We start from the raw sequence: 24,414 nt of genomic DNA, 5'->3' as shown, positions 1-24,414 counted from the left end.
TCCCGGCCGGGTGATCATCCGCCACGACGAAGGCGCTGGCTGGCGTTATCCCGATGTGGCGGCCAACCTCGAATTCGGCGCTGACAACCAGCTTGGCCCCCAGGTGGACATCGTCTTTGATGCGGTGAAGCCCTACTCCTACATGTCGCTGCGCGACACCACTCAGGAAGTGGGCAACCTCTCCACCGGCCGCAACCCCGGCTGGGCGGTACTGCAGAACTATGAAGACTCTTCCCAGGACACCAACCCCGGGACGGGCCAGGGCCATCTGATCATCAACCAGGATCAGAACCTCACCTTCAGCGGCTACCTGCGCAATTCCTGGACACGCGGCACCAACAACAGCGATCCCTTAAAGATCACCAAGAAGGGCACAGGCACGCTGATCATCGCCCGCGGCACCAAGAACACCGGTGGCATCGATGTGCAGGAAGGTGTGTTGCAGATCGGCGATGGCAACTTCAACGGCTCCCTGCTCAACAGCAATGCCGTGACTATCGGCGCCGACGGCACCCTCAAGTACTACCGCACCGATCGCCAGAACGTGGAAGGCGTGGTGCGCATCGGCCACGACATCAGTGGCGATGGCACCCTGATCTTCGCCAGCAACAACTGGAATTCCAGTGACGTGGGCGAGAAAGGTGCAGGCGACTACCGCTACACCGGCACCAACACCCTCAGCAGCAACGCCACCTTCATCATCGACAACGCCCGTTTGGTGGTGTTTGACCAGGCTGATCTGGGCGCCAATCTGCCCACGGTGAAGGTGATCAATGATGGCCAGCTCTATCTGGGCAAGGGCGGCACCTATTCCAACCCCCTCGAGATCGAAGGCCAGGGCTGGTCGCAGCCGGAAGGCACCCGCTGGGGTGCGTTGTTTGCTTACACCTACACCGGTGGCGGCAATGCCACCTACGACGGCGACATTCTCCTCACAGACAATGCGCGCATCAGCGCCCTCAACTTCGGCAACCTCACGCTCGAGGGCGTTGTCTCCTCAGGCAACAATACCTACGGCCTCAACTTCACCGGCAACCGCGAGATCACCCTCGCTGGCGAAAACACCTACCTGGGCAACACCCACGTGCGCGAGCAGCTGGTAACGCTCGCCTCCACCGGCAGCTTGTATCGCGATGCCGCGCTCTACAACGCCCTGGATGCTGCTGATCGCGGCCGCATCATCCTTGGTGGTTCGGGCGGCCAGCGCGGCAATGCCCGCCTGCGCCTCAACGCCGACAACCAGATCGGCGAGTTCGGCGCCAATGGCGTGCTCAACCCGATCGATGTGGAATTCCAGAGCGGCAGCAACCGTTGGAACTTCCTCGAGCTGCGCAGCACCGACCAGGAAATCGGCAACATCATCGCCGGCAGCGGTCACGCACGAACCGTGATCCAGAGCTGGGATGGCGGCTACGACGCCAACCAGAGCAACGGTCTCAGCAAAACCAGCGCCGCCACGCTCACGATCAATCAAACCGTGGATGCGGGCTACGCCGGCCAGGTGCGCAACGCCTGGCGCGGCCAGGGCCTGCTGGCGATCACCAAACAGGGCGACGCCGCCCTCACCCTCTCCGGCCCCACCAACTACAGCGGCGACACCACCGTTAAAGGCGGCACGCTGATCTTCACCGGCGCCACCCGCTCGGGCAACTACCAGATCGACAGCGGCGCCGTGCTCGATTTCAACGTGGCCCGCGGCACGCGCGACATGCCGGTGGACATGACCTTCACCGGCGGCGGCACCCTGCGCAAGAGCGGCGATGGACTGCTGGTGTGGGGCCGTAAAGCTGCCACCTTTGATCTCGATGCCGGCGGCTGGATCAACATCGCCGGCGGCACCCTGGTGGCTGGCTCCTGGGGCAATGAGAACTGGGATAGCAACCTCGCCAGCCTCAACATCGCCAGCGGCGCCACCTTCCGCAGCGTGGAAGCCGAGATCCGCATCGATGCCCTCACCGGCGGCGGCACCTGGGCTGGTGGCTGGCGTTCGTCGAACTTCCGCAGCACCCCAATCATCGGCGTGGCCGATGGTGTGGGCGCTGCCAATGCCGTGTTCTCGGGCCGCATCGTGGATTACAACCGCGCTGCCGGCGACAAGATCCAGAACCTGATCAAGGTGGGCACGGGCACCCAGATCTTCACGGGCACCAACACCTACAGCGGTATCACCCAGGTGCAGGGCGGCACCCTGCAGATCGGCGACGGCGGCAGCACCGGCAGCCTCGGCGGCCACACCGTGATCGTGACCGGCGGCACCTTCGCGATCAACCGCAGCGACACGGTGGCCTTCAACCAGAAGATCACCAGCGCCGGCGCCAGCGATGCCACCGACATCACGGGTGCACTCGATCCGCTGCCCAGCTACGACCTGGCCAGCCTCAGCGGCAGCGTGGTGCAGCGCGGCAGCGGCCAGACCTATTTCACCAACAGCGCCAACGACTACACCGTGCAAACGGTGGCCGAACAGGGCACCCTCACCCTCTCCACCACCACCACCAACACCAAGGGCATCGACGTGTGGGCCGGCGCCACCGTGGAGCTGCCCGCCAAGCTCGATGGCTTCACCAACCCCGGCGGCATCACCTACACCGGCGCCGGCACCATCGTCCGCAGCGCACCGCGGGGCAGCGGCGTGTATCGCACCCTGGTGGGCAACGCCGGCGGCACGATCGACCTCTCTGCCGGCGGCCGCCTGGTGATCGCCGGCGGCGAAACACGGCTCGTGAACAGCGCCAAAACCGACTGGACCAGCAACGAAGGTTCGCTGACCGTGTCCAACAGCGCGGTGCTGAATCTGTGGGATAGCGGCATTGCGCCAACGGCTGGCCAGGCCAACACCAATCTCTATATCGATGCCCTTGATGGCGATGGCCGGATCTGGCGCACCTTGCTGGACAACAACGCCGCAAGCCCGGCCAGCACGCTGATCATGGGCGTGGCCAACACCAATGGCCGCTTCACCGGCACGATTTCTGATTCCTCCAACGCCAGCATCGGCAACATCAGCGTTGAAAAAGTAGGCATAGGTACCCAGATCCTCGCCAACAACAACGGCTATTACGGCACCACCCTGATCACAGACGGCACGCTGCAGATTGGCGCCGGTGGCCTCGCCGGCAGGCCCGGTTTCGGCGACATCACCAACAACGCCAATCTGGTGTTCAACCTCGCCAACACGGCGCCAGAGCTCACCCTGGCGCAGAACATCAGCGGCACGGGTGATCTCACCATCGTGCGCTCCGGTGGCATCCGTTTTGCCAACGACCCGGGCAAAACCTTCAGCCAGGCCAACGTCACCATTCAGGATTCCGGCAACAACCGCACGGTTCAGTTCACTGGCAACACCACGATCAGCAACGGGCTGATCGTGCAGGCCGGCAGCGCCGATTACAACGTGAGCTTCCTCGGAGCCACAAACAGCATTGGCGGCACCGTGACCACCTTTGCCAACCGCGGCACGCTGACGCTGGGCAACGAAGCCACAGACAGCATCACCTTCGCCGGCAGCCTGATCGCCACCGCACCCTCGCGCCGCACCATCTCCGGCACGGTGGCGGTGCAGAACGCCGGCGCGATCGACTTCGGCAGCACCGGCGCCACGGCCGTGAACCACAACGCCACCCTCGGTGGCAGCGGCACAGGCGCGATCCGGATTGGCACGGCGCTGCTGGCCCCCAACGTGGCCTTCACGATCGGCACCGGCAACGCCAGCAGCATCAGCGCCGGCTTCCTCAGTGGCTCGCTCGCCGACAGCAGCAGCCTCACCCTCAACAGCGCCGGCGACATCAGCGTGGGCGGCGGCGCCGTGGCCGATGCGATCACGATCAGCGGCGGCGATCAGGTGACCTTCGCCAACCAGGTGGTGGCCAACACCCTCAGCATCGGCGGCATCAGCACCGGCATCACCTTTGAAGGCCGCACCCAGGTGCTCGCCGATGGCACCGCCACCAACACCGGCCTCACGGTGAACAGCGGCGCCTACGACATCGCCTTCCTGGCCAGCGGCAACGTGATCCGCGGCCAGTCGGTGACCTTCAACAACACCGGCAGCCTCAGCTTCGGCGACGAGATCACCGACTCCACCACCTTCTTCAACGCGGTGGATGCCTCCAGCGTGAGCGCCGTGAACCTGTTCGGCACCCTCACCGTGCGCGAAGGCCGCACCAATCAGGTGTTCACCCCGGTGAACGGGCGCCAGCGGCTGCAGAGCTACGACCTCACCAGCCGCGGCGGCCTCAACCTCGGCAGCGCGGCCCTCAACATCACCGGCGATGCCTATCTCTACGCCGGCGCCGAAGCCACCGGTATCACCCCCGGCACCACCGGCCTCACGGACAACGGCAGCTTCAGCGCCGGCGATGTGACCATCGCCGATGGAGCCTTCCTGCGCCTCACCTACGCCAGCGATGCCAGCGCCGGCGGCAGCCCCAGCCTCACCCTCGGCAACGTGAGCGGCACCGCCGATGGCGACGCCTCACGCCTCTTGGTGTCCGCCGCCGGGCCGGTGAGCCTGGGCGCGGTGGGCACCGACATCAGCACCCTGGCGATCGGCACCGCCGGCACTGATGGCGACATCACCTTCACGGGTGCCCTGGGCAGCAGCAGCGACCGCATCAGCAGCATCCAGCTGAGCTCGGTGAACGGGCTGGTGGATGTGCAGGGTGATCTCTATGCCGGCAGCCTGCAGATCAACGGCAATTCCAACGTCAACCTCTATGGCGCAGTGAGCGATGTGAGCGGAGCGAGCAGCTTCGCCACCACAGGCACGCTCAACCTCGGCAACGCCAGCACTGATCAACTGCGCTTCACCGGCGGCATCACCCACGTGGCCGGCAGCACCAGCCTCAGCGCCGATCTCACCACCAACGGCGCTGTGAATTTCGCCGGCCTGGGCGTGCTCAACAACGCCACGATCGACAGCGGCGCGGCAGCCACCTCCACGGTGCGCATCGGCCAGATCAACCTGGCGGCCGACACCTCGCTCAGCATCGGCACCGCCAACACCACCGCGGCGATCTCGCTCGGCGGCGTGAGTGCTGCGGCGCCCAGCAGCGCCATCAACAGCGATCTCACGCTCACCACCAGTGGCACGGTGGCCGTGACCAACGCCCTCAGCGGCAACCTCGACGCCGTAACGATCAACCGCGCCGGCGACATCAGCATCGGCGGTGATCTGGTTGCCAACACGATCACCATCGCCGACTTCGCCGGCGACAGCCTCAGCTTTGGCGGCAATGTGCGCGGCAACACCGGCGTGAACGGCGGCATCGCTGCCCTCAGCCTCGGCGCCACCAGCAACGCCTACGACCTCAGCTTCAGCGGCGCCACCAACGAATTCGGCGGTGCCAACGGCGGCGACCTCAGCTTCACCAACACCGGCGCCCTCGCGTTGGGCAACGCCAGCGGCGCCACCTTCAACTTCGGCGGTGCGCTCACCGCCACCAGCGCCAGCAGCCTCAGCCTGGGCGGCACGCTCACCGCCGCCGGCGCCGTGAGCCTGGCCAACGCCAGCACCCCGATCGCCCTGCTGGGCACCACCACGATCGACACCTGGGGTGCCAACGGCGCCATCACCCTGGCCAACGGCGTCGATCTGGCCCCTGGCGCCAGCGGCAGCTTCACGCTGCACTCCGGCAGCGGTGCCATCAGCGTGCAGGGCGCCATCGGCCAGGCCAGCAGCCTCAGCGCCGTGGCCATCAACGACCAGGCCGGCAACACTGGCCTGGCCACGATCGGCACTGACAGCACCGCCGGCTCGATCCGCGCCGGCAGCATCACTCTGGGCGCCACCGATCTGGCTGGTTCGGCCACCCTCCAGGCCGACACCATCAGCCTGCTCGGCGCCCTGGGCAGCACCGCCAGCGGCCGCAGCGACAGCCTCACCCTGCTGAGCCGCACCGCCAATGCCGCCCGCAGCCTGGGCAGCGCCGCCGGCGCCACCGATCTCTCCCAGATCCAGGGCGAATTCAGCCGCGTGGTGATCGGCAGCGCCAACCCCAACGAGCGCGGCACCCTCACCATTGACGCCTCCTCCGGCGAGGCCACCAGCGCCAACAACCTGGAGCTCTACGGCGCCGCGATCACGATCAACAACGGCACCCTGGCCAGCAGCAACGCCGCCGGCAGCGGCGCGATCCTGCTCGATGCCACCGGCTCGATCAGCAGCGCTGGCTCCGGCGGTTCAGCCGTGAGCGCCGCCGGCGATCTCACCCTGCGCTTCCGCGGCGGCAACGGCACGGTGCTCGATTTCACCCGCGCCTTTGAAGGCGACAACGTGCGCCTGGAGCAGCGCAATGCCGCCGACTTCACCATCGGCACGGCCACCGGCAGCGAAACCACCCTCACCGGCACCTCCCTGGCCAACCTCAGCGTCACCGGCGCCAGCGGCACGCTCAGCATCGGTGGCCCCGGCACCTACGCCGCCACCCCGGGCGCCAGCCCCGCCCTCACCCTCAACGCCGCCGCCAACACCAGCAGCAACCTGGCGCTCGATTTCAACCGCATCGTGCTCGGCGCCGATCTATCGCTGGCCAGCGGCAAAACCCTCAGCCTCAGCAGCGCCGCCGGCGGCAACATCGAGCAAACCGGCGGCGTGATCACAGCCGCCAACCTGGTGCTCGCCGGCGCCGGCGATGTGGACCTGGCCACGGCCGGCAGCCTCAATGCCATCGGCAGCCTCAGCTCCAGCGCCCGCGGCGCCATCAGCCTCAGCAACGCCGCCCAGTCGCTCACCATCAACGGCGTGAGCAACGCCGCCAGCTTCAGCGCCACCGGCGCCACGGCCTACACCGTGGCCGGTGTGTTGAGTGCCGCCGGTGATGTGCTGCTCGACACCTCCGCCAGCACGATCACCATCGGCGCCAGCGGCCGGGTGGTGTCGCTGGCCGGGGATGTGACCCTCGATGCCGGCATGAGCGGCACGTTCATCAACGAGCGCGGCGCCGATGCCGTGAGCGCCGGCGGCCGCTGGACCATCTGGAGCAAGGGCTGGGAGAACGGCACCACCCTCAACCAGTTCGGCCCCGGCAGCGACGTGAATGCGGTGCTCGCCAGCGGCAACGGCGCCGTGTGGGGCGCCAGCTGGAGCGGAACCGACGCCAGCCGCAGCACCGCCCTCACCGGCAACGGCTACGAGTACGGCAACCGCTACGTGTTCGCCAGCGCCCTGCCGGCGCCCCAGAGCGGCCTGCTCACGATCCGCACCGCCGACGCCACCAAGACCTACGGCACTGCGCTGAGCGCAACCGACCTGCTGGGCGAGCAATACGTGCGCCTCACCGCCAGCCTCGGCAACCTCACCCTCGCCGATGTCCGCGGCAGCAACAACATGGTGGGCAGCGCCTTCACCGACGAGGCCCCCAACACCAGCGGCATCACCCTCAGCCAGGCGTTCGGCAGTGCTGCAGTGACCAGCACGGGTTCCGCCGGCAACGCCAATGTGGGCAGCTATGCGCTGAACCTCAGCCTCGGCGGTAGCCTCACGATTGATGCCGGCGTGGTGAAGAGCGGCGCCGTTGATTACACCATCAACAACGCCGGCACCGACTACACCTTCAAGGTGGTGGACGGCGGCCAACTGCGGGTGACGCCCAAGCTGCTGGATGTGGCCGTGGCCGGCACCACCCGCGAGTACGACGGCACCACCAACCTGGGCGGCACGCTCTCGGTGAGCACCGGCGTGGGCAGCGAAACGCTCACGGTGACGTCCAGCAGCAGCGGCTTCGCCGGCGCCGACGCCGGCCAGCAGGCCTGGAGCGTCAGCGGTCTGAGCCTCGCCAATGGCACTGGCACCGCCAGCAACTACGTGTTGCGCAGCACCGAGCTCAGCGGCATCGGCACGATTGAGCAGCGCGCCATCAGCGCCAGCGTGAGCGGCAGCAAGGTGTACGACGGCACCCCCAGCCTCGACACTCCCGCCATCACCCTCAGCAACCGGGTCGCGGGCGACGACCTCAACCTCAGCCTCACCGCCGCCTTCGCCAGCGCCAATGCCGGCAGTGGCATCGCCCTGAACTTCAGCAATAAAGCCCTCAGCGGCGCCGCGGCGATGAACTACACCCTCACGGGCGCCACGCTCAGCGGCAGCGGCACGATCGAGCAGCGCGCCATCCGCATCGGCAACGCCACCACCGCCAGCAAGGTCTACGACGGCAGCCGCGATCTCACGATCAGCGATCTCGCCTTCAACCTCACGGGCGTCGTCGGCAGCGACGACGTGAGCGTGACCTCCGCTGATCTGGCGGCCTCGCTGGCCAGCGCCAACGCCGGCGCCACCAGCTTTGCCGGCACAGGCAGCTTCTCCCTCAGCGGCAACGACGCCGGCAACTACAGCCTGAGCAACGGCGGCAGCAGCCTCACCCTCAGCGGCGACGCCACGGTGAGCCAGCGCAGCATCGATCTGGTGGTGGGCGGCACGCGCAGCTACGACGGCACCGACGAGCTGGCATCCGAGCTCACCAGCCTCACGGTGAGCAATGCGGTGAGCGGCGACGACCTGGCGGTGCGCTTCAACACCGCCGTGGGCGCCAATGCCGACGCACCGGTGGCCAGCTTCAGCTCCGCCAACGCCGGCAGCCGCGATCTCACGGTGAACGTGGCCGAGCTGCAGCTCAGCGGCGCCGCCGCAGGCAACTACGCCCTCAGCAACAACGCCACCTACACCACCGCCGGCGGCGGCACGATCAGCGCCGCCGAGCTCACCCTCACCGGCGTGGCCGTGGCCGACAAGACCTACGACGCCGGCCTCACCACCACCAGCTTCACCAACAGCGGCAGCCTCAGCGGCCTGATCGGCACTGAAACCCTCAGCCTCAACGCCACAGGCGCCACCGCCACCTTTGCCGACAAGAACGTGGGCATCGCCAAGGCGGTGACCCTCAGCGGCTGGACACTCGGCGACGGCAGCAACGGCGGCCTGGCCAGCAACTACACCCTGGTGCTGCCCACCGACATCACCGCCACGGTCACCCAGGCCGACCTCACCGTCACCGGTCTGAGCGTTGCCGATCGCGACTACGACGGCACCACCACCGCCAGCTTCAGCGGCGGTGCGATCACAGCCCTGGGCAACGACAGCGTGACGCTTGATCTCAGCGGCGCCAGCGCCAGCTTCGACAGCCGCAACGTGGGCAGCCGCACGGTGAGCTTCGACGGCGCCTTGATCAGCGGCACTGACGCCCGCAACTACAACCTGGTGTTGCCGTCCAACCTCACGGGCGAGATCACCGCCAAGCAGCTGCAGGTGCTCGGCATCACCGCCGACGGCAAGGAATACGACGGCACGACCGACGTGACGATCGATGCCGCCGGCGCCGTGTTCAGCGGCGTGGTGGGTGGCGACGACGTGAGCCTCGATGCCAACGCCACCATCAGCGCCAGCTTCGCCAGCGCCAATGCCGGCGAGGGCGTGGCGGTGACCATCAGCGGCTACGCCCTCGATTCCAGCGGCAACGACGTTGGCAACTACAGCCTGGCCCAGCCGAGCGATGTGACGGCCGACATCGACCGCCGCCTGATCACGGTGAGCGGCCTCACCGCCGACGACCGCACCTACGACGGCACGGTGGACGCCACGTTCGACACCACCAGCGCCAGCTTTGGCCGGCCCACTGAGCTGGGCGGCACCGCCGTGATCGCCGCCGATAGCGCCAACCTCTCCATCGCCACCGCCACCGGCGAATTCGCAGACAAGAACGCCGGCACCAACAAACCGGTGACCCTCACCGAGGTGACCCTCGACGGCAGCGCTGCCGCCAACTACGAAGTGGTGATCACCTCCGTGGATGGCAACGGCAACGTGGTGCCGCTCAGCGATAGCGCCACCATCACCCCGGCCGCGATCACGATCAGCGCCGCCGATGTGACCAAGGTGTACGACGGCACGCTCACGGTGAGCGACGGCGAAGCCGTGGCCATCAATGGCACCGAGCTGTTCGCCGACGACCAGTTCAGCGGCGGCAGCTTCGCCTTCACCGACAAGAACGTGAGCCGCGACGCCAATGACGCGGTGCTCTCCGACAAACGCGTGACCGTGAGCGGCGTTGGCATCGACGACGGCAACGGCGGCGCCAACTACACGATCAGCTTCGCGGATAACACCACCAGCACGATCACCCCGGCGCCGATCACGATCACCGGCATCGCCGGCGTGGACCGCACCTACGACGGCACCGACACAGTCGACGTCACTGATTCGGGTGTGACGATCGCAGGCGAAGTTTCTGGCGAAACCGGCACGCTCAGCCTCGATCTCAGCGGCGCCAGCGGCACCATGGACGATCGCCACGCCAATGAGCTCAAACCGATCACGGTGAGCGGCATCGAGCTGGACGGAACGGGCGCCGGCAACTACGACATCGAATCGGTGTTCGGCGCCGCTGAAGGCGAGCTGCCCACGGTGACGATCACGCCGGCACCGCTGACGGTGACGATCGAAGACTTCACCAAGACCTACGACGCCACCACCGCCGTGGACGGGGCCGTGGCGATCGTGGATCCCAATAGCAACACCCAGCTGTTCGCCACCGACAAGCTCGGCGAGGTGTTCGCCAGCTTCGATAACAAGAACGCCGGCAGCGGCAAGACGATCACCCTCACCGGCGTGGTGGTGGGCGAGGACTATGCCACCACCGACGAAGACGGCAATGCGATCACGGCGCTGGCGCCCATCGGCGGCAACTACACGATCACGCTGGTTGCCAACACCAACAGCACGATCGAGAAGGCCGATCTGGTGCTGCAGGGCCTCTCAGCGCAGGACAAGCCATACGACGCCAGCACCAGCGCCACCCTGGAGGGCAGCGCCTTCGTGTCGGCCCTGGCCAGCGATGTGGTGAGACTCGATGGCAGCGGCAGCGGCGCCTTTGCCAACGCCAACGTGGAGCTGGATGCCACCACCGGTAACCCCGGCCTCAAGCAGGTGAGCATCAGCGGCTACACGATCTCAGGCGCTGACAGCGGCAACTACAACCTGCTGATGCCGAGCGATGTGCTGGCCACGATCACACCGGTGAGCCTCACCCTGAGCGGCATCAGTGTTGACGACAAGACCTACGACGCCAGCACGATCGGCAGCTACACCCTCAGCAGCACCACGCTGAGCACCGGCATCGGCAGCGAAACGCTCACGATCCGCGAGAGCGGCTTCGACATCACCGGCGAAGCGATCAACGCCCGCGCCGTGTTCTCCGGCAAGGATGTGGCCTTTGATGCCAATGGCAACGTCACCACAGTGGCGGCTTCGGTGGAGGGCTTCAGCCTCGGCAATGGCACCAATGGCGGCCTGGCCGTGAACTACGTGCTGGAACTGCCCGATGACCTGACCGCCACGATCAATCAGGCCGCCCTCACGGTGAGCGGCGCCGTGGTGGCCAACAAGGTGTACGACACCACCACCGAGGCGCTGCTGCAGGACGCCGGCAGCGTGAGCGCCCTGGGCCGCGATCAGGTGAACGTGGACAGCAGCGAGGCGATCGCCACGTTTGACAACAAGAACGCCGGCACCGGCAAGAGCGTGACCCTCAGCGGCTACAAGCTCTCCGGCGCCGATGCCGCCAACTACACCATCGGCCAGCCCACGGGCCTCACCGCCGATATCACCAAAGCGGATCTGGTGCTGAGCGGCATCAGCATCGACGACAAGACCTACGACGGCAGCACCACCGCCACGGCCAACATTGATGCCGATGCCGGCATCACCATCACCGCCCTGCCGGGCGACACGGTGACCCTCAGCGGCACCGCCAGCGCCGCCTTCACCTCCGCCAACGCCGGCACCGACGTGGGCGTGACCGTGAGCGGCCTGAGCCTTGGCGGCACCGACGCCGGCAACTACCAGATCGTCACCGACGACCTCACCGCCACGATCTTCCAGCGCGCGGTGACGATCAGCGGCGCCACCGCTGCAAGCCGCACCTACGACGGCACACTCACCACCACGATCAGCGGCGGCAGCCTGGCCGCGATCACCGGTGAGGCCAACAGCGGCGTGATCAGCGCCGACAGCAGCGCTGTGAGCCTCGATGGCAGCAACGCCACCGGCACATTTGCCGACAAGAACGTGGCCTGGACCATCAGCTACGCCGCCGACGGCATCACCGAAACCGGCCGCACCGCCGCCGCCAAGGACGTGAGCGTGAGCGGCTTCTCCCTCACGGGCGGCGCCGCAGGCAACTACCGCCTCGAGCAGCCCGAGGGCCTCAGCGCCACGATCAATCCGGCGGCCCTCACGATCAGTGGCATCACCGCCGCCACCCGCGAATACGACGGCAGCACCGACGCCACGCTCGATTTCAGCGGCCTCAGCCTCAGCGGCCTGGTGAGCGGCGATCAGATCCTCGTGGATGGCACCGGCGTGTTCGCCGATGCCAATGCCGGCAGCGGCAAAACGGTGAACCTCACCACCACAGTGAGCGGCATCGATGTGGAGAACTACACGGTGACCAAGCAGGCCACCGCCACCGGCACCATCAATCCCAAGCTGCTCACCCTCAGCGGCATCACAGCAGAAGACAAGGAATACGACGGGGGCACCACAGCCACGGTGGACTTCAGCGCCGTCGACCTGGTGGCCGCCGGCCTGATCGTGGGCAGCGATGGCACGGCCGACGACGTGAGCATCAGCAGCGTGAGCGGCGTCTTCACCGACGCCAATGCCGGCGGCAACAAGACGGTGAACCTCACGATCACCGGCGGCGGCACCGACCTGGCCAACTACAACTTCGGCGGCCAGACCATCACCACCGCCACCATCAATCCCAAGCTGCTCACCATCAGCGGCACGGTGGTTGACGACAAGACCTACGACGGCTCCACCAACGCGACCTTCACCACCATCGGCAGCCTCAGCGGCCTGGTGAGCGGCCAGAGCCTCACGGTGGACGCCGCCGGCAGCTTCGCCAGCAAAGATGTGGTGCTGGCGCCCACCTTTAACGCCGACGGAACCGCCGGCGCTGATGCTCCGGCCGAACAGGCCGTGACGGTGAGCTACACCCTCGCCGATGGCACGGGCCTGGCCAGCAACTACCGCCTCGCCGATGAACAGCTGGCGGCCGTGATCAGCCCCGCCGCGCTCACGATCACCGCCAATGATGTGAAGAAGGTGATCACCGAGCTCGACCCCACCCTCACGGTGCGGGCCGCTGGCTTCGTGGCCGGTGAAACCACCGCCGATCTCAGCAGCTTCAGCGTGTCCCGCGTCGCTGGCGAAACCGCCGGCACCTACGCGATCACGGTGAGCGCCGACTCCACCAATTACGACCTCACCCTCACCGACGGCACCTTCAAGATCCTCGGCGCCGGCGAACTGCTCGTGACCCTCGGCGATGTGACCGCCGAATACGGCACCGGCGCCGCCAACGGCACCACCAACGCCCGCTACTACTCCGCCCTGAGCCAGGCGATCGTGACGCTCAGCGACATCAGCGGTGACGCCAACAACGGCTTCACGATCAGGGAGAACGGCGCTGATGTGTTCACCTACGGGGTGACCACCGTGGAGGCAGCTGGTGACCGCAGCACCGGCAACGCCCTGAAGGTGGGCAGCTACCAGATCCAGGGCAGCAATGCCACCCTCACAGCTCCCCACCTCACCGGCGCCGAATTCAGCGACGGCTGGCTCACGGTGACGCCCCAGGCGATCAACGCTCTCAGCATCACCAGCGGCGGCACCCGCCAATACGACGGCACCACCGCCATGGCAGCGCTCACCCTCGAGGCTGCCAACCAGGTGAGCGGCGATGCCCTCACCATCAGCGGCCGCGGCACCTACGCCAGCGCCAACGCTGGCGACAACCTCGGCTACACCCTCAGCGGCCTGGCCCTCAGCGGCGCCGATGCCGCCAACTACTTCCTCAGCGCCAACAGCTTCACCGTGGCGCCGGGCGCCACTGGCGTGAGCATCACCCCCAAACAGCTCACCGTGACCGGCAGCAGCGCCGCCGACAAGACCTACGACGCCAACCGCACCGCCGTGGTGAGCGCCGGCAGCCTCAGCGGCTTCGTGGGCACCGAAACCGTGAGCATCAGCAGCGTCAGCGGCCAGTTCGCCAGCGCCGATGTGGCCCGCGACGGCAGCAACAACGTTGTTGATCAGGACGTGACGGCGACCTACACCCTCGCCGATGGCAGCGGCGGCGGCCTGGCCAGCAACTACACCGTGCTGGATCAGACCCTGCAGGCGGCAATCAACCCCAAAACGCTCACGCTCACCGGCGTGACGGTGTCTAGCCGCGCCTACGACGGCACCACCACTGTGGACGCCTCCCAGATCAGCAGCGGTGGCGTGGGCCTCTCTGGCGTGATCAACAGCGATGCCGTGAGCGTGAACACCGGCACGATCACTGGCACCTACAACAGCGAGGATGTGGCCACCGCCACCACGGCCAGCCTCAGCGGCTTCAGCCTCACGGGCGACAAGGCCGGCAACTACAGCCTCGGCGGCAGCAGCGTGGACGTGGCCGCCGCGATCACCGCCAAGGCGCTCACCATCAGCGGCACCACGGTGGCCGATAAGGCCTACGACGGCAACACCGCTGCGACGGTGACCGCCAACAGCCTCAATCTCAGTGGCCTGGTTGGTAGCGAGACGCTTGGCGTCAGTGCCACCGGCACCTTCGCCAGCCAGAACGTCGCCTATAGCGGCGCCACCGTTGCCAATCAGGACGTGACGGTGAGCTACGCCCTCGCCGATGGCAGCGGGCAGAACGCCGGCCTGGCCAGCAACTACAGCCTCAGCGGTGAGGTGCTGAGCAACGCCGCCAAGATCACACCCAAGGCGCTCACGATCACCGGCAGCACCGCTGCCGACAAGGTGTACGACGGTGATACCTCTGCGGTGGTGACCGCCGGCAGCCTCAGCGGCTTTATCGGCTCCGAAACCGTCACGATCGCCACCGCCACAGGCCAGTTCGCCAGCGCCGATGTGGCCCGCAACGGCTCAGGCGACGTTGTCGATCAGAACGTGACGGCGACCTACACCCTCGCCAATGGCAGCGGCGGTGGCCTCGCCGGCAACTACAGCCTGGCCGACACCACCGGCATCCAGGCGGCGATCACCCCCAAGGCGCTCACGATCACGGGCGCCAGCGTCACCACCCGCGACTACGACGGCAGCACGGCCGCCACGATCGACACCACCGGCGCCAGCCTCGGCGGCCTGGTGAACGGCCAGACCCTGGATGTGAGCGGCAGCGGCACGTTCGACAGCAAGAACGTGGGCCTGCGCACCGCCACGGTGACCTACAGCCTCGCCGATGACACCGGCCTGGCCAGCAACTACAGCCTGGACGGCAGCTTCTCGCTCAACGGCTACATCGATCCCAAGGCGATCACGATCACCGCCCCCACGGTGAGCAAGACCTACGACGGCAGCACCGCCTTCGATCTCGATGGCGCCGATGTGTTGGCCCTCAACACCACGCTGCAGACCGACGGCACGCTCGAAAGCGGCGACAGCCTCACCGCCGCCAGCGTTCGCTTCACCGATAAGGACGCCGATGGCAGTGCCGGCGTGGTGCTCACCGGCGTGACCATCAACGACGGCAACTTCGGCGACAACTACAACGTGAGCTTCGCCCAGGGCACGGGCAGCATCGGCGAGCAGGATTATGTGGTGTGGATCGGCGGCACCAGTGGCGACTGGTTCGATCCCAACAACTGGGCCGTGGGTGAAGTGGTGGATAGCGGCAGCATCTCCGCTCCGGGCCTGAATCTCGGTACTGGTAAAGGCCTGGCCCGCGGCCGCGCCGGCGCCGTGCCCGACAAGGAGAACGTGCGCACTGTGGTGATCCCCGTGGGTGTGGACATCACCTTCAACGACAGCGCTGCTGGCCGCCGCGGTGCCGCCAAAGCCGGCGAGGTGGTGCTGCAGAACCTGCTGTTCGATGGCTATGGCAGCGGCAGCGCCGGCGAGCTCCAGCTCACCACCGGCACCCTCAAGGCCATCACCGTGAAAGCCGGTGGCCTCGATCTCTCCACCGGTTCCACCCTTGATGTGAGCGGCTCGATCGACATCGAGCTGCCCAATGGCCGCACCAGCATCGCCGCCGGCACGATCAAGGGTGCGGCGCCGCTAGTGGTGAAGGGCGCCGGCGTGCTCCGCCTCAGCGGCAGCAACACCTTCGTGGGCAACGCCACCATCGACGACGGCGCCGTGCTGGAGATCAGCTCCGATGACGCCCTGGGCGATGCCGCCAACGACATCACCATCCAAGGCGGTGGCGTGCTCCGCGCGGCCGGCACCACCACCATCGGCGCCGACCGCGCCATCAGCCTCGGCACCGGCGGCGGATCGCTGGAAGCCGCCAGCGGTAAAACACTCACCCTCTCCTCCGCCGTGAGCGGCAGTGGCAGCGGCAACAACCTGGTGCTCGGCGGCAGCGGCACCATTGACCTGGGCCATGGCGTCAGCCTGAGCAGCGGCGCCGGCATCAGTGGCGGCAGCGGCAGCTACAACCTGAAGCTCGGCGGCAGCGTGAGCGTGGCCGGCGCCACCGCGCTGAACACCACCGGCACGATCGAGCTCACCAGCGGCAACACCTACAACTTCACCGGCGGCTTCAACGCTGCCAGCGGCAGCACCACCAAGCTGGCCGGCTCGATCGACACTTCCAACAGCACGATCAGCCTCGGCAACGTGGTGCTCACCGGCAACACCACGCTCGACACGGTGAACTCCCCCGGCGACGACGTCACCATCAGCGGCGATGTGAGCGGCGACTACGACCTCACCATCACCGCCGGCGACGGCACGGTCACCTTCGCCGATCGCATTGCGGTGAAGTCGCTCGACGTGTCGGCCGATGCGATCAGCTTCGATGCGGCCTACGTGGTGGATGCCAACGACAACACCACGATCACCAGCCACTCCATCACCACCACCGGCACCCAGCTGTTCCAGGGCGGCGGCGGCGCCGGCACCGATGCGGCGATCACCCTGGGTGCCAACACCAGCCTGCAGGGCAGCAGCATCACCCTGATGGGCGCCATCAACAGCGCCACATCCACCAGCAACAACCTGGTGATCGCTGGTGATGCGGTGTTCGGCGGCGCAGCCGGCAGCACGGTGGGCAGCACCACCGCCCTCGGCAGCCTGAGCGTGAGCGGCAGCACCACCCTGGATGCCGACACCAGCCTCAGCAGCGCCAACCTCAACCTGGCGGATGTGGCGCTCAGCAATGGCGCCAACAACTACGCCCTCACCCTCAAGCCCGGCACCGCGGGCACGGTGAGCGGCGTGATCAGCGGCGGCGGCAGCCTCGCCATGGGCGGCAACGGCACGCTCAGCCTCAACGGCGCCAACACCTACAGCGGCGGCAGCAGCGTGACGGCCGGCACCCTGGTGGCTGGCGACAACGCCGCCTTCGGCGCGGGCAGCGTGAGCGTGAGCAGCGGCGCCGCCCTCGATCTGGCCGGCTTCTCGGTGGCCAACGACCTCAACCTGGCGGGCACGGGCGTGAGCGACTCCGGCGCCCTGTTCAACAGCGCCAGCACGGCCGCCACCGCCAGCGGCGCCATCAGCCTCAGCGGCAACACCAGCATCGTCACCGCCGGTGATCTCACCCTCTCCGGTGGCATCAGCGATGGCAGCGGCGGCAACAACGCCGAGCTGATCTTCAGCAACATCACCGGTGAAACCGGCACGGTGCTGCTCGGTGCCGACGTGACCACCGGCGGCCTGCAGCGCTACCTGGCCAACGTGGAAGCCACCAGCGCCGTCACCGTCACGGCCAGCAGCCTCGAGCTCGGCGCCAACCTCAGCAGCAGCGGCGTGGATCTCACCGTGGACGCGCCGATCACCCTGCTCGATGACGCCCTCAACAGCGGCAGCGGCACCCCGCAAACCCGCACGATTAGCACCGGCTCAGGCGCCGGCAACCTGCAGCTGGCCGCCATCACCGGCGCCAACAACAGCCTCAGCCTGATCTCCGGCAGCGGCACCACCACCGTGAGCGGCGCGGTGAGCGGCGTGAATGCCCTCAGCCTGCAGGCCGCAGGCGCCAGCGGCGCCGTGAGCTTCCACGGCAACCTCAGCGCCACCAGCCTCACCACCGCTGCTGCGGCCTACAACCTCAGCCTGCTCGGCAGCACCACCACCTTCACCGACGCGGTGAGCTTCGCCAACACCGGCACGCTCACCCTCGGCGATGGCGATAGCGACAGCCTCACCTTCACCGCCGGCCTCACCGCCGCTGCCCCCAGCCTGGTGAACCTGCGCGGCAACCTGATCGCCACCGGCAGCGGCGCCATCAACCTGGGCGACGCCGACACCGCCGTTGCCATCAGCGGTGTCACCCGCATTGGCGGCCCCAGCGACGCCACCAGCAGCGGCGCCATCACCCTCTCGGACGTGACCCTGGCCGATGGCGCCAGCCTCACCCTCGGTGACGCAGCCGCCACGGCGAGCGCCGACCTGGGCAGCAACGCCATCACGCTCACCAGCGTCGCCGCCGCCTCCGGCAGCAGCACCGCCCCCAACCTCACGATCAACAGCAGCGGCGCCTTCCAGTCCGGTGCCATCGGTGCCAGCAGCGGCACCGAGCTGGGCACGATCAGCCTCAGCCGCGTCGGCGGAGCCACCTTCACGGGTGCGGTGAACGCCGCCAGCCTGGAGTTCGCCGATGGCGTCGCCGGCAGCAGCGACACCATCGCCGTGCAGGGCGACCTCACCCTCACCAGCGGCTTCACCGTGGGCACCGGCGCCTACGCCATCAGCCTCACCGGCAGCAGCAACTCCATCGCCGGCAGCACCGCCTTCGCTAACGGCGGCACCGTGACTCTGGGCGATGCCAGCGGCGATGGCTTCAACTTTGTGGGCGGCCTCAGTTTCAGCGGCAACGCCCCGATCAGCCTGGCCGCCGCTGTGGAGAGCAGCACCGGCAGCCTGCACCTGGGCAGCGGCACGCTCACCCTGGCGGCCAACAGCGAACTCGCCGCCGCCACCAACCTCACCGTGGGCGGCAGCCTCAGCGGCAGCAGCCGCACACTCACGATCGCCGCCGGCAGTGCCAACACCGCCAGCTTCCTGGGCACTGTCACCCTCGCCGATCTGATCACCAGCGCCGGCAGCTACGGCGTCAGCCTCACCGGCGCCAGCAACACGTTCACCAGCGCCATCGATTTCGCCAACACCGGTGCGGTGACGCTGGGTGATGCCACCACTGATCTGTTCAGCTTCGGCGATGGTCTGGCCATCAGCGGCAACGGCAGCGTGAACCTGGGCGCCACGATCAACAGTTCCGCCGATCAGCTCAACTTCGGCGACGGCAGCCTCACCCTCACCGCGAACAGCGTGGTGGATGCCACCAACAACGCCGAAGTCGCCTCAGCGGCAGGCAACACGATCCGCTTCGGCGGAAGCATCGGCGATGGTGCGAACGCCTACAACCTCACGGTGAATGCCGGGTCCGCGGGTGACATCAGCTTCATCGGTGCGATCGGCACGAACAACGACGACATCGGCGCCATCAGCATCACAGTTGCTGATCAGGTGACCTTTGACGGCACGGTGAACGCAGCATCCTTCACGCAACTGGATGCACCTAACACTGGCCTCACGACCTTCACCGACAACTTCGCCCTGATCGGCAACTTCGACTTCACTGGCCAGGAACTGAAGCTGCAGGGTGCCGCCAGCACGGCCGGGGGTTCAATCGAAATCACCAACGCCGGCACTTACACCCTCGATTCCGGTGCCAGCATCGCGGCCGATAGCGGCATCACCGTCAACGGCGCAGGTGGTGTGAGCCTGGCGGGCGACATCGACTCCGACGGCAGCGCCCTGGAATTCAGCGGCCCTGTGATCGTCGCTGCCGACATCACCATCAGCACCGGCACCGGCGCCGGCACCATCAGCTTCGACAAAGCCGTGAGCGGCAGCGGCGTGCTCACCCTGGCGGCCGGCACAGGCGATGTGATCTTCGCCGCCGGCGCTGATGTGGGCACCAGCGCCGCCAAGGCCGGCGGGCTGGAGATCAGCGGCAAGAACATCACCCTGCGCAACGTCTACACCACCGGCCAGCAGGACTACAGCGCCACCGGAACAATCACCACCAACAGCAGCTACGTCACCGACGGAGCATCGGTGCGCTTCGATGGCCCCACGGTGTTCAACGACGCCACCGTGGTCGACACCACCGATGGCGGCAACACCACCACCGGCGCCGACGTGACCTTCACCGCCACGGTGGATGGTGATGGCGTCGGCGACCCAAGCACCCTCACCATCAGCGCCGGCACGGCTGGCGATGTGACCTTCACAGGCCTGGTGGGTGACAGCACGCCGCTGGGCGCGGTGACGATCAACAACGCCAAGGATGTATCCGTTAACGGTCTGATTGCGGATGGCGTGGACATCGCCGCCAACAGCATCACCCTGGCGGGTGATGTCGACACCGCTGGAGCTGATGCCCGCTTCCGCAATGCGGTGACCCTGAGCAGCGCCGTGGCCGTGAACAGCGCCAATGGCGCCATCACGTTTGACAGCACAATCAATGGCAACTCGGCGCTGAATCTGACTGCTGGCACGGGTACGGTGACCTTGACCGGCATCGCTGGTACTTCAAACGGCAGCAGTGGTGAACTGGCAAGCCTCACCATCAACAGCGCCTCAGCTGCATCGCTGAACAACATCTTTACCACCGGCGCCCAAACGATCACCGCTGATGCCATTACCTTGACGGGCAACGACTACGCCAGCGATAGCACGGTGACCTACACCGCTCCGGTGACACTGAGTGGACGCACCTACATCGTCGGCACCACGGTGACGTTTAACGACACCGTTGATAGCAGTCAGACGGGCTCAACCACCGACAACGACAGCTTGTATGTAGTCGGTAACGCGGTGTTGAACGACGTGGTGGGCGAGACCACCATCCTTGGTGCTTTGGATGTGTCTGGCACGACGGCTTTGAACGGCGATGGCAGCAATCCGATGGTGGTTTCAACCACGAGCAGCCAGACCTACGCCAACACCGTCACACTCGGTGCCGACACAACCCTGAATGCCAAGGGCATGGATGCCCAAGCCATCGGCATGGGGTCGAATAATCTGACCGTTAATGAAACCGGCACGGCGGCTAATACCAATGCCGGCAATATCGCTGGTGTGATCAGTGGCAGCGGCACCTTCACCAAAACAGGTGCCGGTGAGCTGACGCTGGCCGGTGCCAACAGCTTTACCGGTGATACGAGCATCACCACTGGTCGCTTGATTGTGAGCGGCACGCTCGCCAACGTGAATGTGATTGTCAACAGCGGCACCACCTACGAGGTCGGGGCCACTGACACGATTGGTTCGATTGCCGGTGCTGGTGACATTGAAATGGCATCTGGCGTAACGCTGACTGTCGGTGCCAACAACAGCACGGCTGATTTCTCGGGTGTGCTTTCAGGTGACGCTAACTTTGCGAAGCTAGGCACGGGCACCCAAACACTGTCAGGCGCCAACACCTACACCGGCACCACCTCGATTCAGGCTGGCACCTTAGTCGCCAAGAATGCCACTGCCTTAGGCGATCGTTCAGCCGTGAGCCTAAGCAATGTGTCTGGTGCCGAACTAGTCATCACCAATCCGGTGGCATCACCGTCAACGGACATGGCTCTGACCGTTGGCTCGTTGGCTGGTGGTGGCACCACCGGTGGCAACATCGAACTCGGTGCAGATACGCTATTGAATGTTGGTGATGCAACAAGCGACACCAGCTTCGGTGGCGAGATCTCAGGTGACGGCGCCCTGCAAAAGGTCAACACCAGCGAGCTGACCCTCACCAACATGAACTCGTTTGCCGGTGGCACCACGGTCGACGGCGGCACGCTGTGGTTGGCCAATGCAAGCAGTACCAACGCCGGTACCGTGGGTGGTGTCTTGACCATCAATACGGGTGCCACGGTTGACTTTAAGGCGCACAATGCGACCGGCACAAGAGATGTCACCAACAAAGCGCAGCTGACTGAAGTCAATATCAACGGCGGTACGTTCGGCGGGTCGGATTACTCCAACTACTACTACTTCACCGTCAACATGAACGACGGTACCTGGATTCTAGGTGGTGATGCGGCAGGTAGTAACGGCAATGATGTGTTCGATGGCGACATCAACGTGACGGGCAGCACCAGCTCGGTGATTCGTTCGATCGCAAGCGATTTAACGCCGGGCTCACTGCGCATGCGTAACGCGATGTCGATTGATGTGGCCACAGGGGCTACGCTCGACGTGCAAGCAGCGATTGGTAGTGCCGCTGAAGCGGGCAGCACATCACTTGCTGGCACTGCTGGCATCACTAAAACAGGCTCTGGCACGCTGTTGCTCTCCGGCGCGAACCAATACCAGGGCGATACAGACATTGACGGCGGCACGCTGACGGTCACGGGCAGCCTTTCGGATCAGACAGCAGTGGACTTGGCTAACGGGACAACCTACAACGTCGATTCGACAGACACCATCGGTTCATTGAACGGGGCCGGCAATGTGGTGTTCGCCTCAGGCATGACGTTGACCACCGGTGGCAACAACGACACCACGACGTTGTCTGGCGCGATCAGCGGTGACGGCAATCTGACAAAGGCTGGCAATGGCACCTTGACGCTGGCTGGCGCTAACACCTACACCGGCACCACCACCATCAGTGGCGGTGGCCTAACAGTCACGGGCACCTTGGGTGACGATGGTGCTGGCACTGGCAGCTACGCCGGCACGATCAGCAACAGCGGCACGTTAACGATTAACACCACCGCTAATCAACTGCTGTCGGGTGACATCAGTGGCTCGGGCAGTTTCGCGCAGACAGGCGCAGGTACGACCACGCTCACCGGTGACAACTCCTACACGGGTGCTACCACCATCAGTGCCGGCGACCTGATCATCGAGAATGACGCGCCATCCCTGAGTTCAAGCAGCTACAGCGGCGCCGGCGATCTGGTGATCCGATCAGCGGCTGACAGCTTCGATTCAGCTTTAACCCTGCCACTGAGCAAGTTTGCAACAACCCTCGGCAGCCTCACGGTTGGCAAGGCAAGCAACCAGACCGAGATCGTCATCAACGCCAATGTGACCACCGACGGCCTGCAGAGCTTCTATGGCCCGGTGACGGTGAACAACAACGTGACACTGGAGTCCACCAACGGCAACGTTGCGATTTCCGGTGCCATCACACCCGACACCGATGGTACCCGTAGCCTCACCATTCAGGCACTGAACGGCGACATTTCAATCGGCGGCGACATCGGCACATCCGCAAAGCCGTTCTTTGACCTTGAGCTCTATGCCCAAGGCATGAAGGTCAACCGCGACACCGAATTCCACACTGACAACGATGTGGTGATGGATTTTGCGGTGACGCATGATGTTGCCACCGCAGATACGTTGACGGTTAAGGCTGGGCGCCACATCACCTTGGGCACCAACTCATCGATTAACGCCACCGATGGCTCGCTGAGCGTCTTGTTGCATGCCGACACCGGCAACACCGGCAACGGCATTATTCAGTTCTTCGGTTCCTCGATTACCACCGGTGGTGGTTCATTCCAGACTGGCACTGGCAGCACCCATGCCACCGGTGGCTACTTGACGGGCGGCGACATCTACTTTGCCCGTTCAGGTGCCCAGAGCATCAACACCGGCGGTGGCGACTTCACCATCCACGGTGAGACCTTGGTGGCAACGCCTGCTGGCCTGACGATTGATACAGGCGCGGGCAACGTTGACTTCAAGGGCGTGGTGAATTCGGCGAACCAGTATGAGTTTGTGTCAGGCACGCAAACATGGAGCGATGCACGCACGGCTGCCAAGGGCTCAACGACTGGCGGCAGCACAGTAGGCGACTCATATCTGGTGACGATCACCAGCCGCCTAGAAAACTCGATTGCTGGCTTGGCAGCAAACTATGCCGCTTCGTGGCATGGTGCGTATCGCCCTGACGACAAATCTGCTAACTGGACATGGTCCGATGGCCCAGAAGCTGTCTCAGTGTTCTATATCCAGGGCAGCCCATCGACAGGAACTGTGCAGGCCAACGGCAAGACCCAGCCGGGTTGGTATTCCAATTTTGGATCCGGTGAGCCCAATGGGTCGTTGAGTGGTGGTGGTGAGACACGCGGCCAATTTATTGGCACCGCTGGTTTTTGGAATGACTTGGGCTCTTCAAGCACGACCTCTGGCTATGTCAAAGAAACCAATCTGGCCGCCTCCGAGCTGACCATTACCTCGACCGGCAATGTGAACTTCGAGAAGGCAGTCGGTTTCGGTAAGACGCTGGCCAACCTCTCAGTCACCGGTGACGAAGTGACGTTTAAGGACACGCTCGCGCTTGATAGCACCGGTGGCACGATCACCAACACGGGTGTGAGTTCCGTGGCTGGTGCGGTGACAGGCAGTGGCGCACTCACCAAAGATGGTGCTGGTGTGTTGACGCTGCA

The 24,414-nt window shown here is 65.8% G+C and carries 1 protein-coding gene (cut by both window edges); it reads left to right on the top strand.

This entire window lies inside a single protein-coding gene on the top strand: locus tag SynRS9909_RS04330, encoding an autotransporter-associated beta strand repeat-containing protein (protein WP_186593791.1). The 61,305-nt coding sequence extends 20,015 nt beyond the window's left edge and 16,876 nt beyond its right edge, so the window shows coding positions 20,016–44,429, spanning codon 6,672 (partial) through codon 14,810 (partial); the first codon wholly inside the window starts at position 2. Both codon boundaries (start and stop) fall beyond the window edges.

Source organism: Synechococcus sp. RS9909, assembly GCF_014279595.1.
In the GTDB taxonomy this organism is placed as follows: domain Bacteria; phylum Cyanobacteriota; class Cyanobacteriia; order PCC-6307; family Cyanobiaceae; genus Synechococcus_C.
This window is presented reverse-complemented; position numbering and strand designations above follow the sequence as displayed.